The sequence below is a fragment of the Rhizobium sp. ERR 942 genome (assembly GCF_007828395.1).
GTDB classification, from domain to species: Bacteria; Pseudomonadota; Alphaproteobacteria; order Rhizobiales; family Rhizobiaceae; genus Rhizobium; species Rhizobium dioscoreae.
In genome coordinates, this window is the sequence record NZ_VIUA01000001.1 from 817,829 (window position 1) to 830,880 (window position 13,052).

The window sequence follows — 13,052 nt, forward strand, 5'->3', positions numbered from 1 at the left end:
TTCGGCTGGACAATTGGTATTTTTTTGGACTTAATTCGGTCCAAGGGAACAGTGCGAACGGACATCGGCAAAGCCGGCAGAAAAACAACAGCCGGTAAGTGAGGCGGAAGGGCGCGCATCTCGTCGTTGCGCCAGGCCGTTAGGGATCAGGAGGATCCCATTTTGACGTTCGTCATAATTTTCCCGCGTGGTTCTTGCTGTGTCTCCGTCCAGTGGCGGCAACGGCAATTGATTGGGCTGATCGGGCAAAGCCTCTGAAGCCTTTTGCATGGAGGGGTCGGCAATATTGGCGGTCCCTATGGAGCGCTGACCGTCTCCTCGGACAGGCCAGCGGATTTTCAGATCGAGAACAGCGCTTGCCATGGCGCGGAAAACAGGAGAGGGAAATGAAAACCAATGTTCTGAAAGGCTTGCTTCTTGCATCGAGCCTGCTGACTTCTGTCAGCCTGGCGCATGCGGCCGATGTGACGCTGACGGTCGAAAGCTGGCGTAACGACGACCTGCAGATCTGGCAGGAAAAGATCATCCCGGCTTTCGAGGCGAAGAACCCGGGGATCAAGATTGTCTTCTCGCCGACGGCTCCAACCGAATACAATGCATCGCTGAACGCCAAGCTCGATGCCGGTTCAGCGGGCGATATCATCACCTGCCGTCCGTTCGACGCCTCGCTCGACCTCTTCAACAAGAAGCATCTTGTCGATCTGACCAAGCTGAAGGGCATGGAAAACTTCTCGGCTGTCGCCAAGGCTGCCTGGTCGACCGATGATGGCAAGTCGACCTTCTGCGTGCCGATGGCTTCGGTCATCCACGGTTTCATCTACAACAAGGACGCTTTCGACAAGCTCGGCCTGAAGGTACCGACGACGCGTGACGAGTTCTTCGCCGTTCTCGACAAGATCAAGGCTGATGGCACCTACATTCCGATGGCGATGGGCACGAAGGACCTCTGGGAGGCCGCTACCATGGGCTACCAGAACATCGGCCCGAACTACTGGAAGGGTGAGGAAGGCCGCAAGGCCCTGATCGCGGGCAAGGAAAAGCTGACGGACGCTCCGTGGGTCGATCCCTACAAGGAACTGGCCAAGTGGAAGCCCTATCTCGGCGACGGCTTCGAAGCGCAGGGCTATGCCGACAGCCAGAACCTCTTCACGCTCGGCAAGGCTGCGATCTATCCGGCCGGCTCCTGGGAAATTGCTCTCTTCAACACCCAGGCGCAATTCAAGATGGGCGCCTTCCCGCCGCCGGTCGCAAAGGCTGGCGACACCGCCTACATCTCCGACCATCCGGATATCGGTGTCGGCCTGAATACGAAGAGCAAGCACCAGGAAGAAGCCAAGAAGTTCCTCGACTGGGTCGCTTCCGACGAGTTTGCAACCATCTATGCCAACTCGCTGCCGGGCTTCTTCAGCCTGAACTCGCATCCGGTGAAGATGAGCGATGCGCTCGCCCAGGAATTCGTTTCCTGGCGTGACAATCACAAGTCGACGGTTCGTTCCACCTATCAGATCCTGTCGCGCGGCACGCCGAACCTGGAAAATGAGACCTGGACCGAATCCGCAAACGTGATCAACGGCACGGACACTCCGGAACAGGCTGCCGAGAAGCTCCAAAAGGGCCTCGACAGCTGGTACAAGCCAGGCAAGTAAGCATCGCATGATGTGGGCGAGGGGCCATTCAGGCGCCTCGCCCTTTTCGTTATCTTGAGTAATTGGATTGGCGATCATTTCGCCGTTACATTCGACACGCCTGATGTCGCTTCCATCCGGCCAGAGAGCCGGGGCAACGGGCGGATTTGAACCTTTGCACTGCCGTCTCATCAGGCAGCCAAGAAAAACAGGCAGAAAGCCATGAGCGACGCCGCGACATCAGACGCCCTTGACGTAACGCCGATCAGGCGCTCCAAGCGCTGGCACATCCTCGTTTTCCTTTTCCCGGCCTTTGTCGTCTATACGGCGGTCATGATCCTGCCGCTGATCGAGACCTTGCGGCTGTCGCTTTACAACGTCGTCGACAATCAATCTGTCTTCGTCGGCCTGAACAATTTCAAGGTCCTGTTCGGCGATGACCGCTGGTCTCACGATTTCTGGAATGCGCTGCGCAACAACCTGATCTTTTTCGCCATCCATATGTGCGTGCAGAATCCGATCGGTGTGGCGCTGGCTGCACTCCTGTCCTTACCGAAGCTGCGTTTCGTCGCATTCTACCGCACCGCCATCTTTCTGCCGACGCTGCTTTCCTTCGTCGTCGTCGGCTTCATCTGGAAGCTGATCCTCTCGCCGCTCTGGGGTGTTGCGCCTGAGCTTTTGAATGTCATCGGTCTGAAATCGTTCTTCGCCCCGTGGCTCGGCAGGCCGAGCACGGCGCTGGTTACCGTCGCGCTTATCTCGGTCTGGCAATATGTCGGCATTCCGATGATGCTGATCTATGCCGCGTTGCTCAACATCCCCGAAGAGGTGATCGAAGCTGCCGAATGTGACGGCATCACCGGCTGGAGCCAGTTCTGGAAGATCAAGTTGCCGCTGGTATTACCAGCGATCGGCATCATCTCGATCCTGACCTTCGTCGGCAATTTCAATGCGTTCGACCTGGTTTATACCGTACAAGGCGCACTGGCGGGGCCGGATGGCTCGACCGATATCCTGGGTACGCTGCTTTATCGCGTTTTCTTCGGCTTCCAGCTGCAGCTCGGTGACCGCTCTATGGGCGCGACGATCGCGACGGTGATGTTCCTCATCATCCTGGCCGGCGTTTCCTTCTATCTTTTCATCGTACAGCGGCGCATCCGTCGCTACCAGTTCTGAGGAGGGCGACCCATGTCCAAGGCACGCACTTCCACCCTTCGCACCGGCCTCGTGCATCTGGCGCTCATCGCCTATACGCTCGTAGCCATCTTTCCGGTGTTCCTGACCGTCATCAATTCGTTCAAGGATCGCGCCTCGATTTTTCGCGCGCCCTTGAGCGTCCCGACGCCGTCCTCCTTCAGCATGATCGGCTATGACACCGTTCTGAAGCAGGGGGACTTCCTCACCTATTTCCAGAACAGCTTTGTTGTCACGATCGTCTCGATCATCCTGACGCTGCTGTTCGGCGCGATGGCCGCCTTCGCGCTGTCGGAGTATCGCTTCCGTGGCAATACGGTCATGGGCCTTTATCTGGCGATCGGCATCATGATCCCGATCCGCCTCGGCACCGTTGCGATCTTGCAGGGCATGGTGGCCGCCGGCCTCGTCAACACGCTGACGGCGCTGATCCTTGTCTATACCGCACAGGGTCTGCCTCTCGCGATCTTCATCCTGTCCGAGTTCATGCGGACGGTTTCTGACGACCTGAAGAATGCCGGCCGCATCGACGGCCTCAGCGAATATGCGATCTTCTTCCGCCTCGTCCTGCCGCTGGTTCGCCCGGCGATGGCGACGGTTGCCGTCTTCACCATGATCCCGATCTGGAACGATCTTTGGTTCCCGTTGATCCTGGCGCCGAGCGAGGCGACAAAGACGGTGACGCTCGGATCGCAGATCTTCATCGGCCAGTTCGTCACCAACTGGAATGCGGTGCTGGCGGCGCTGACGCTCGCTATCCTGCCGATCCTCATCCTATACGTCATCTTTTCGCGCCAACTCATTCGCGGCATTACCTCCGGAGCAGTCAAGTGAGCCTATCTGAAAAGCCGATCCGCGTTCTCGTTGCCGGCCTTGGCAATATGGGCCGCAGCCATGCACTGGCCTATCACAACAATCCGGGCTTCGAGATCGTCGGCCTCGTCAACCGCTCCAAGCGGGAGCTGCCCGAGGAGTTGCGGGGATATACGGTCCATCCGGATTTCGAGACGGCGTTGAAGGAGCTGAAGCCGGACCTCTGCTCTATCAATACCTATTCCGATAGCCATGCCGATTTCGCCGTCATGGCCTTCGAAGCCGGCTGCCACGTCTTCGTCGAGAAGCCGCTGGCCACGACGGTCGAAGATGCCGAGCGTGTGGTCGCGGCGGCAAAGAAAGCCGGCAAGAAGCTGACGATCGGCTATATCCTGCGCCATCATCCCTCGTGGATGCGGTTGATTGCCGAAGCGCGCAAGCTCGGCGGCCCCTATGTCTTCCGCATGAATCTCAATCAGCAATCGAGCGGTCCGACCTGGGCGACGCACAAGGCGCTGATGCAGATGACGTCGCCGATCGTCGATTGCGGCGTGCATTATGTCGACGTCATGTGTCAGATCACCGATGCCAAGCCCGTCGAGGTGCGCGGCATGGGCCTGCGGCTGACGCAGGAGATCAAGCCGGACATGTATAATTACGGCCATCTGCAGGTGATCTTCGAAGACGGTTCCGTTGGCTGGTACGAGGCCGCCTGGGGTCCCATGATCTCGGAGACGGCCTTCTTCGTGAAGGATGTCATGTCGCCGAACGGCTCGGTTTCGATCGCCATGGATCAGAACGCCAAGTCCGACGATATCGACATGCATACGAAGACATCCGTCATCCGGCTGCATAGCGCTGAAACGGGACCCGACGGCCAGTTCATCCGGCCGGATCAGGACTTGCATATGGACGGCGAACCGGGTCACCAGGAACTGTGCAACTTCGAGCAGGCCTTCATGCTGAAGGCCATCCGCGAGGATCTCGACCTCAATCGTCATATGACTGATGCCGTTCAATCTTTGCGCATATGCCTCGCTGCCGATGAGAGCGTGCGCACCGGCAAGCCCGTTTATCTATAAGGACAAAAGACTGTGGGATCGCTTCAACTGAAATCCATCCGCAAGGCCTATGGTACGCATGACGTGCTGAAGGGCATCGACCTCGAGGTGAAGGATGGTGAGTTCGTCATCTTCGTCGGTCCTTCCGGTTGCGGCAAGTCGACCCTGCTGCGCAGCATCGCAGGTCTCGAAGATGTGACCTCCGGTGCCGTGCTGATCAACGGCCAGGATGTGACTGTGACGCCGCCCGCCAAGCGTGGCATCTCGATGGTCTTCCAGTCCTATGCGCTCTATCCGCATCTGACCGTCAAGGACAATATGGGCCTGGGCCTCAAGCAGGCCGGCACGCCGAAGGCCGAGATCGACAGCCGCGTCGAAAAGGCCTCTGGCATGCTCTCACTTGCGCCTTATCTCGCCCGCCGGCCATCGGAGCTTTCCGGTGGCCAGCGCCAGCGCGTCGCCATCGGCCGCGCCATCGTGCGCGAACCGGAGCTTTTCCTCTTCGACGAGCCGCTGTCGAATCTCGATGCGGCGCTGCGTGTGCAGACGCGCCTCGAAATCGCCCGGCTGCATCGCAGCCTGCAGGCAACGATGATCTACGTGACCCACGATCAGGTCGAAGCGATGACGCTTGCCGATAAGATCGTCGTGCTCAATGCCGGTGCGATCGAGCAGATTGGCTCGCCGATGGAGCTTTATAACCGCCCGGCCAATACTTTCGTTGCCGGCTTCATCGGCTCGCCGCAGATGAATTTCATCGCGGCCGAGCGTCTCGGCGAAAGCGGCGCCAAGACCGTCGGCATCCGCCCCGAGCATATTACGCTATCACGCGATCAGGGCACATGGGCCGCCAAAGTCATCCACGTCGAGCATCTCGGCGCGGACACCATCATCTATCTGGAGTCGGAGGCCACCGGTCTTCTCACGGCGCGTCTCTTCGGTGAACACAAATACGAGCCGGACGAAATGGTTTATGCGACGCCGGATGCGAACCAGATGCATCGTTTCGATGTGAACGACAAGGCGATCCGGGCGTGAATGGCCCCACCGAGAGGAGGCAATAGGCTCCGTCTTGGCTGCATCTCGTCCGCTTGAGTTGCATCGTCATTCGCTTTGCGGCCGCGGAGGATCGCCCGCTGTCAGAGCAGCCCGCTCAATGACTTCGGCTATGTGGACGGAAAGGGCGGGGTCGGAGACGGCGCGGGCAAGCGTCAGACCACCGCTCAGCGTAGCGAGAAGAACAATGGCACGATCCTCTGCCGTTGTTTCACCAGAGCTTGTGTTCTCCGGCAGGCCGGCAGCGACATCGGCGATGAGTTTTTTCAATTCCACCGTATAGGCGCGGCGCGTTTCCTCGTCAGCACGCATGACATCGGGGGAAAGGCTTGGCAGTGTGCAGCTGTCCCCGAGATCGCAAGTCCGCTTGTAGCCGAGGTAAAAGCTGGCGAGCGCCTTCAACCAGTCTTTCGGCTGGTTTTGCCTGAGCGTTAGGATCGCTTGGCGCAGCTCTTCCAATCCTTCCACGACGGCGGTGCGAAACGCTTCGCTCTTGGACTTGAAGTGTCCGTAGAAGGCGCCGTTGGTAACGCCGGCCGCTTTCGTCAGTGCATCAATGCCTGCGCCGCCGTAGCCTTCCCTGCGAAAGACTTGCCCTGCAGCAGCGACCACCCGCGTCCGGGTCTCTTCCTTATGTTCGGCGCTGTAGCGCATTGCTATCTCCATTGAGAGCGATCTCTCTTTATTGCTTGCGTAGAGAGCGATCGGTATGTATCGTTAAAGAGTGATCGGTATATATCAATTGCCGTCATAGGTCCAACAAGGAGATACCCCATGCCCATTACACTTACCGTGTCCGAAGGACTGCTTTCATCCGAAGCGCAGGCGAAAGCTTTTGCCGGACTCACGGATGCAGTCCTCGATGTTGCCGGCTTGACCGGGAATGAATTTATGACGGCCAATGTCATCGGCTCGATCAATGTGCTTCCGGCCGCACATGTGCTGGCAGCCGGAAAGCCCGTCACTGCGGCCTTCATCGAACTCAAGTTGCCCGAAATCGCGCTTGCGACCACCGAAGCCAAGCGCGCTTTCATTGCAAGGGCGACCGATGTCGTCGAGCAGGCGGCCGAAGGGCGGATCAAGCGTGAGCATATCTGGTCGAACATCGTCTATGCGCCTGAGGGTGCTTGGGGCATTGCGGGACAAAGCTACAGCAATGCCGATCTGGTTGGCGCTATTGCGAGCGCCGCAGCGCCTGAGGTTGAAGCTCATCGCGCGTGAGATGAGATAATTGGCATTGATACCGGGCGGCTGCGTGGGCCGCTCGTCCGACAACAAGGGAGGCAGGAGATGCAACTCGCCAATTATCTGTTTTTCACGACGCATTGCGAGGAAGCGCTTGCCTTCTATACAGTCTGCGGGCTCGGCGAAGTGACGCTGTTGGTTCGTCATGATGCTGATGGGGTGCCGCTTGCCAACGAAGCGATGCGGGGCAGGGTTATGCACGCTCGCTTTGAGGGGCCAGGCGTCTCGTTCTTCGCTTCCGACAAGCACGATGCCGAGCCGATGAGAGGTTCCGCTCATATGCTCATGATGGATGACCGAGAGAGCACCGAGAGGATTTTTGCTCGATTGGCTGAGGGCGGCGCGGTGACGACGCCACTCGCCGTTCAGCCTTGGGGCAGCTACTACGGCAAGCTGACGGACCGGTTCGGCGTGCAATGGATGGTAGACTGCCTGCAATAGGAGCTAACTGATCACGCGCGAAAGATTATCATTATTAGTCCAGTCGTCCGGACGAATTCATGCGACTGTCATGAGGTGGAGTTATAAAGGGTTCAGTTCACTCCAACAGCGAGAGCATGATGACAAGCGCAGCAATGACTTACGCGACATGGCACAAGGAGCCGCAGGGCGACGCCGCCATGGCAGAATCGCATAGCCCTTATTGGCGCCACTTCATTGAGACGGTGCCGGAGCGGGATTTCTCCTCGAAGACCGTCCTGGATTTCGGCTGCAACCGTGGCGGCTTTCTACGGCTGCTTTATGCCATGCGGCCGTTCCGACGCGGTGTCGGCATCGATATCGCTTCGGAATCGGTGGCTGCCGCCGTCGAAGCCGCAGGCAACATGCCGCTCCAGTTTCATGTGACGACCGACCTGGCGCCCTTTGCCGACAGCTTCGACGTGGCTTTCAGCTATGAGGTGATCTATCTGCTGCCGGAGTTGAGAGAGCATGCCGAGGGAATGTTCCAGGCCATGCGCAATGGGGGCGTCTATTACGCGGTGACCGGTTGCCACAATGAAATGCCGCTTTGGCCAAAGTGGCTCGAGCTGATCGGCAACAACAGCAACGCGCCCATGCAGGATCGTTCGCCACAGGACTATATCGAAGCCTTCACGGCCGCCGGCTTCGATGTTTCGGTCAGGCGTTTCGGCTATGATGGTTTTGTGCGTGCCACCAAGGATCGGAAATATTATCCGAGCATTCTCGATGCGTTGAGCTATCCAGCCGAATACAAGCTGCTGTTCCGGCTGGAGAAGCGTATCTGATATGGAGACGATCGACCGAAAGGGCGGCAGCGCGCTCTGGCATCAGATCGGCGAGATCCTGGCGGCCGATATTGCCGCCGGGACTTTCGCGCCCGGAGAGAAATTGCCGACCGAGCCCGAGCTGATGCTGCGGTTCGGCGTCAGCCGTTTCACCGTGCGGCAGGCGCTGGGGCACTTGGAGCAGCGTGGATTGGTCCGCGCCGAACAGGGGCGGGGAACCTTCGTTCATAGGGGCGTGCTCGACTATACGCTGTCGAAACGCACCCGCTTCCACAAAAATCTGATCGAGCAAGGTTTTGAACCGGGCGGCGAGCTGCTCGTTCACGAGATCGTGCCGGCGACCGAACGCGTCGCGGCCCATTTAAAGATCGCAATCGGCGCGTCGGTCATCCATCGTCGCGGTGTCATGACGGCCGACGGTATTCCAGTGGAATTGGGGGATTCCTATTATCCGGCCGAACGTTTTCCCGATTTCGATCAGGCTAGATTGAGGCATCCGACAATCTCAGCAGCGCTCGCCAGCTATGACGTCACCGACTATGAGCGCTTGTCGACGGAGATCGAGGCGCGCATGCCGACGGCCGACGAGGCGCGGATCCTGCGCCAGCCGAAATCCGCGCCGCTGCTGGTGACGCGCAAGGTGGATGCGGATACCGACGGAGTGCCGATCACCTATTCGGAATCGGTCTGGCCGGCCGAGCGCACCACATTCAATCTCGATCTGCGGTGAGAGCGCCGGAGAGCCCTTGAGGCTCTTCGCGAGCTTGAACTAGCGGTGGGAGAGGATATTGACCACCTTGCCGAAGGGGTCGCGGACGTAGAAGCGGCGGACACCCCACGGCTCGTCCGTCAGGTCATACAATATGCCGAAGCCCATGGAGGTGGCGCGCTGATAAAGCGTATCGACATCGTCGACTTCGATGGAAAGGTCGGGGACGAGCGTTCCCGAACCGCCCTCGCTGGCGACGCTGATCTGCGGCACTGTTGCCGCTTCAGAGGCGAAGGTCAGGATCCAGCCGTGATCCATGACGATGTCGAGGCCGAGCAGGTCGTGGTAGAAAAGACGGGCCGTGGCGGGATCGGCGGCGGACAGGTTCGGGATGATGCGTAGGACGGTCACTGACGTTTCTCCCTTGTGATGTGGAGGCGAGCTCTAGCCGCGCCTCCACGATGCTGGTTCAGACCGTGACGGCCGGCAGCAACTTGGCGCGCTCCGCGAGGATGTGGCGGCAGGCGCTGGCGACTTCCCGGCCCTTGATGATGAAATGTTCCTTGAAGAACTGGATGTGGGCTTCCGACTCCTGGAAGTGATGCGGGGTCAGGACTGCCGACAGGATCGGCACGCCGGTGTCCAGCTGGACGCGCATCATGGCGTCGAGAACCGTATTTGCAACGAACTCATGGCGATAGATGCCACCGTCGACAACGAAAGCGGTGGCAACGATTGCGGAATAACGGCCGTTGCGGGCAAGCGTCTGAGCATGCAGCGGAATTTCCAAGGCGCCGGGCACGTCGAAGATATCGATCGGCGATGCACCTTCCGTCGTCTGCCATTCGGCAACGAAGGAGTCGACCGAGCGATCGACGATATCGGCATGCCAGCGAGCCCGAATGATCGCGACGCGGCTCGGCTGGGTAGAAATCGAAATGGTCATGAATTTTGCCTTTCAAGGGTTGTTGTCAAATATCCCTTGGGCGAACACGCAACATCGCGGCATCCCTCGCGCGGAGGAGGTGCGATCCTGCTTGCTCTCTTCCATCCGGACTATACCGTCGGCTCCGGCATCTCACCGGATCTGCTGACCCTTCCGAAAGCTCGGAAGGCGCTCGCGGGCTCGAGGAAACTCCCCATACCACCGGTGGGGAATTGCACCCCGCCCTGAGAACGTCCGGACTATAAATGCTTTCTCTCATGAAAATCAAAGAAAAACGCCGGGCTTCTGACCCGGCGTCCGCGAATAATTTTCCAAAATGACCCTGCGACGCAGGGTGCTTTCTCAATCCTGAATCACGAGCAGATCGGAGGAGGCGAAGCGCAGCGTCACCTTCTCGCCGACGCTCGGAGGCATCATCCCGGGGCTGTTGAACATGTCGAAGGAAATCGTGTTGCCAGCAACGTTCATGCGGGTGCGAATGACCGAACCCAGGAAGTGTGCCGAAGAGACTTCGCCCGTGAGAGCGGTATCGCCTTTGGCTGATTCCGCCAGCGAACCGGCTTCCGGACGCAGGGCAAGCGATACGGTATCGCCTGGCTTGTAGGCCGTCACCGACTGCTTCAGGGTCACGCCCTGATCGCCGATCATGATGCGGTTGCTATCGGGATCGACGACCTTGCCTTCGATCAGGTTCAGCGTACCGACGAAGGAAGCGACGAAGCGGGTTGCCGGCGTGTTGTAAATCTCGAAAGGCGTGCCGATCTGATCGGCGCGACCGGCATTCATGACGACGATGCGATCCGAGATCGACAGGGCTTCTTCCTGGTCGTGGGTCACGAAAACGGTGGTGATGCCGAGCTGCTGCTGGATGGCGCGGATTTCTTCGCGCAGCGAGATGCGGATCTTCGCGTCGAGCGCCGAAAGCGGCTCGTCGAGCAGCAGCACCTGCGGCTTGACGGCGATAGCGCGGGCGAGCGCCACGCGCTGCTGCTGGCCGCCGGACATCTGATAGGGATAGCGGCCGGCGAGATGATCGAGCTTGATGAGAGCCAGCATCTCCTTGACGCGCTTATCGATGTCGGGCTTTGCCATGCCGGCCACCTTGAGGCCGAAAGCGACGTTGTCGTGCACCGTCATGTTCGGGAACAGCGCGTAGGCCTGGAACACCATGCCGATATTCCGCTGGTTCGGTTTTAACGCCCGCTGATCCTTGCCGTTGATCGACAGGGTGCCGGCGGTTGGCGTTTCGAAACCGGCGATCATGCGCAGCACGGTCGTCTTGCCGCAGCCCGACGGTCCAAGGAAGGAGATGAATTCTCCCTTCTCGATTTGCATATTGAAATCGTGAACGACCTGAACTTCGCCGAATGATTTCTTGATGTGGGTGAGTTCGAGAAAAGCCATGGTGAGAAGCCTTACGCCTTAACCGGAGCCAGTTTTGAGAAGCGGGAAACGAGCTGCAGCAGACCCATGCTAAGCCAGGTGACAGCAAGCGCAATGATGGCGAGCGCCGAGGATTGATAAGCCTGGTTGGCGCCGACGAGCTGCATGTAAGGGCCGAAAGCCGGACGATTGAGCAGCGAGGCCATCGTGAATTCGCCCATGACGATCGCCAGCGTGATGAATGCGCCGGAGAGGACGCCGCTCATGACATTGGGGAAAATGCAGCGGAGCATGATGGTTGTCCACTTCGCGCCAAGGCTTTCTGCGGCTTCCGTCAGGGTGCCGACATCGATCGTGCGCATCGCCGTGTCGACTGAACGATACATATAGGGGAGCGCCAAGACAATATAGGAGCAGACAAGAAGGAAGTTCGTCGTCTGCTCGAAGCCTGTCAAAGGCAGGATCGATGACGAATTGTAGAGGCGCAGATAGCCGAAGACGATGACGATGGCGGGGATGACCAGCGGCATCAGCGTGATGAACTCGACGATCGGGCGTATTTGGGGCAAACGGAGGCGCACCCAATAAGCCGTAGGCACCACGATCAACATGCCGAAGATGATGGTCAGCAAGGCCATGAGCATCGAATAGCCGAACGCATACAGGAAGTGAGCGTCCGAAAAGACTGATGCATAGGCGTCAAAACTATAGGCGTCGCGACGCATGCGCAGTGAGAATTCCAGCGTACCGATGAGCGGAACGATGAAATAGATAGCGCCGATGACAACAGCGATCCAGGCAAAGAATTTTTGCAGCTTCATTTCTGCCACCGTTCCGCGCGAATACGCATGATGATGTAGATCACATTGGAAATGCCAGTGATGACGATCATGCCGAGCGCCATTGCATAGCCGAGATTGGCGTTGTGCAGCACGTCGCCGCGGATTTGCGCGTAGAGCTGGATCGGGATGATGTTCAGCGAGCTGCCCGTCAGCGCGATGGCCGTTGCGATGGCGCCGAAGGCGTTGGCAAACAGCAGCAGCGTCGTGCCAAGCAGGCTCGGCCAGAGAATGGGGAGCGCCACCATGAGCCAATATTGTCTCGTGGTCGCCCCGAGGATGGATGCGGCTTCACGCCATTCCTTTTTCATGCCGTCCAGCGCCGGCGTGATAATCAGCACCATCAGCGGAATCTGGAAGTACATATAGGTGATGGTCAAGCCGACGAAGCTGTAGAGATTGAAGCCTGTGGAATAGAGATTGAAACCCAACCAATCCCTCATCAGCAGCGTGACGAGGCCCAGGCGACCGATCGTGGCGATGAACGCAAAAGCCAGTGGTACGCCGGCGAAATTCGAGGCGACACCGGAAAAGGTAAGGAAGGCATGGCGCACCCAGGCCGGAAGTCCGCCCATGACCAGCGCCCAGGCCAGATAAAAGCCGATCAACGCGCCGCCGAGCGCCGAGGCGACCGAAACCCTGATGCTGATCCAATAGGAGTCCAAGATGGATTTCGTGAACAGATCGCCGATGTTCTTCAGCGTCAGGCCGCCGTCCGGCGTCAGAAAAGCGCCAGCGATCAGATAGATTGTCGGCAAAATCAGAAACAGCAGCGCGAAAATCAGGAAGGGCGCTATGCCCAGCCAGTCGACAACCACGCGCTTGTTGATCATGGGAGTGGAACTGACTGTCGATGTTGTGACGATGCTCATGATTGACCCAATCCGCGGCGTCAGAAAAATGGAAAACCTCCCCACCGAAGCGGGGAGGTCAT

At 58.7% G+C, this 13,052-nt stretch carries 16 protein-coding genes and 1 riboswitch; of the genes, 9 read left to right on the top strand and 7 right to left on the bottom strand.

The features are described 5' to 3' along the window. Positions 1 to 30: 30 nt before the first annotated feature. The gene (locus tag FBZ97_RS04010; RefSeq protein ID WP_145316656.1) at positions 31 to 423 is read right to left on the bottom strand and encodes a hypothetical protein; all 393 of its coding nucleotides are present in this window, start codon (positions 421 to 423) and stop codon (positions 31 to 33) included. Here FBZ97_RS04010 and FBZ97_RS04015 point away from each other — a divergent pair. The 5 genes from FBZ97_RS04015 to FBZ97_RS04035 all read left to right on the top strand — a co-directional run bounded on the left by FBZ97_RS04015 (position 387) and on the right by FBZ97_RS04035 (position 5,731). Further along, a complete protein-coding gene (locus FBZ97_RS04015) occupies positions 387 to 1,646 on the top strand; it encodes an ABC transporter substrate-binding protein (protein WP_113351930.1) in 1,260 nt (419 codons plus the stop codon). The genes FBZ97_RS04010 and FBZ97_RS04015 overlap by 37 nt on opposite strands. A gap of 201 nt (positions 1,647 to 1,847) precedes the next feature. Then, positions 1,848 to 2,801, top strand: a complete 954-nt coding sequence (locus FBZ97_RS04020) for a sugar ABC transporter permease (protein ID WP_145316658.1) — start codon at positions 1,848 to 1,850, stop codon at positions 2,799 to 2,801. A gap of 12 nt (positions 2,802 to 2,813) precedes the next feature. After that, positions 2,814 to 3,653: a carbohydrate ABC transporter permease gene (locus FBZ97_RS04025; RefSeq protein WP_015340408.1), complete on the top strand. Its 840-nt coding sequence runs from the start codon at positions 2,814 to 2,816 to the stop codon at positions 3,651 to 3,653. Beyond that, positions 3,650 to 4,714 carry a Gfo/Idh/MocA family oxidoreductase gene (locus FBZ97_RS04030; protein ID WP_113351932.1) on the top strand — a complete coding sequence of 355 codons (1,065 nt, stop codon included), beginning with the start codon at positions 3,650 to 3,652 and terminating at the stop codon, positions 4,712 to 4,714. The genes FBZ97_RS04025 and FBZ97_RS04030 overlap by 4 nt, the downstream gene beginning before the upstream one ends. A 12-nt stretch (positions 4,715 to 4,726) precedes the next feature. Further along, a complete protein-coding gene (locus tag FBZ97_RS04035) occupies positions 4,727 to 5,731 on the top strand; it encodes an ABC transporter ATP-binding protein (RefSeq protein ID WP_113390572.1) in 1,005 nt (334 codons plus the stop codon). Positions 5,732 to 5,797: 66 nt separating this feature from the next. On the opposite strand, the gene FBZ97_RS04040 is transcribed toward FBZ97_RS04035, so the two are convergent. After that, positions 5,798 to 6,403, bottom strand: a complete 606-nt coding sequence (locus FBZ97_RS04040) for a TetR/AcrR family transcriptional regulator (protein WP_113332868.1) — start codon at positions 6,401 to 6,403, stop codon at positions 5,798 to 5,800. A gap of 120 nt (positions 6,404 to 6,523) precedes the next feature. Here FBZ97_RS04040 and FBZ97_RS04045 point away from each other — a divergent pair, with 120 nt between their 5' ends. The 4 genes from FBZ97_RS04045 to phnF all read left to right on the top strand — a co-directional run bounded on the left by FBZ97_RS04045 (position 6,524) and on the right by phnF (position 8,971). After that, on the top strand, positions 6,524 to 6,970 hold the full coding sequence (locus FBZ97_RS04045; protein WP_145316660.1) for a Tautomerase enzyme: 447 nt from the start codon (positions 6,524 to 6,526) through the stop codon (positions 6,968 to 6,970). A gap of 69 nt (positions 6,971 to 7,039) precedes the next feature. After that, positions 7,040 to 7,435 (top strand): VOC family protein, encoded by a 396-nt coding sequence (locus FBZ97_RS04050; RefSeq protein WP_145316662.1) that lies wholly within the window; start codon positions 7,040 to 7,042, stop codon positions 7,433 to 7,435. Positions 7,436 to 7,554: 119 nt separating this feature from the next. Next, entirely contained in the window at positions 7,555 to 8,241 is a 687-nt protein-coding gene (locus FBZ97_RS04055) for a methyltransferase domain-containing protein (protein ID WP_145317581.1), read from the top strand. Between the two features lies 1 nt (position 8,242). Continuing rightward, the gene (gene phnF, locus FBZ97_RS04060; protein ID WP_145316664.1) at positions 8,243 to 8,971 is read left to right on the top strand and encodes a phosphonate metabolism transcriptional regulator PhnF; all 729 of its coding nucleotides are present in this window, start codon (positions 8,243 to 8,245) and stop codon (positions 8,969 to 8,971) included. A 39-nt stretch (positions 8,972 to 9,010) separates the two neighbouring features. On the opposite strand, the gene FBZ97_RS04065 is transcribed toward phnF, so the two are convergent. The 5 genes from FBZ97_RS04065 to FBZ97_RS04085 form a co-directional block, all read right to left on the bottom strand. Further along, positions 9,011 to 9,361, bottom strand: a complete 351-nt coding sequence (locus FBZ97_RS04065; protein WP_113332873.1) for a VOC family protein — start codon at positions 9,359 to 9,361, stop codon at positions 9,011 to 9,013. A gap of 58 nt (positions 9,362 to 9,419) precedes the next feature. After that, entirely contained in the window at positions 9,420 to 9,896 is a 477-nt protein-coding gene (locus FBZ97_RS04070; protein WP_113332874.1) for a 6,7-dimethyl-8-ribityllumazine synthase, read from the bottom strand. Positions 9,897 to 9,985: 89 nt separating this feature from the next. Next, positions 9,986 to 10,132: riboswitch (FMN riboswitch) on the bottom strand. Between the two features lie 106 nt (positions 10,133 to 10,238). After that, a complete protein-coding gene (locus tag FBZ97_RS04075) occupies positions 10,239 to 11,300 on the bottom strand; it encodes an ABC transporter ATP-binding protein (protein WP_069612572.1) in 1,062 nt (353 codons plus the stop codon). 11 nt (positions 11,301 to 11,311) lie between these two features. Continuing rightward, positions 11,312 to 12,100, bottom strand: a complete 789-nt coding sequence (locus tag FBZ97_RS04080) for an ABC transporter permease (RefSeq protein WP_113351938.1) — start codon at positions 12,098 to 12,100, stop codon at positions 11,312 to 11,314. Then, positions 12,097 to 12,990 (bottom strand): ABC transporter permease subunit, encoded by an 894-nt coding sequence (locus FBZ97_RS04085; protein WP_145316666.1) that lies wholly within the window; start codon positions 12,988 to 12,990, stop codon positions 12,097 to 12,099. Before FBZ97_RS04085 ends, FBZ97_RS04080 begins: the two co-directional genes overlap by 4 nt. Positions 12,991 to 13,052 lie beyond the last annotated feature (62 nt).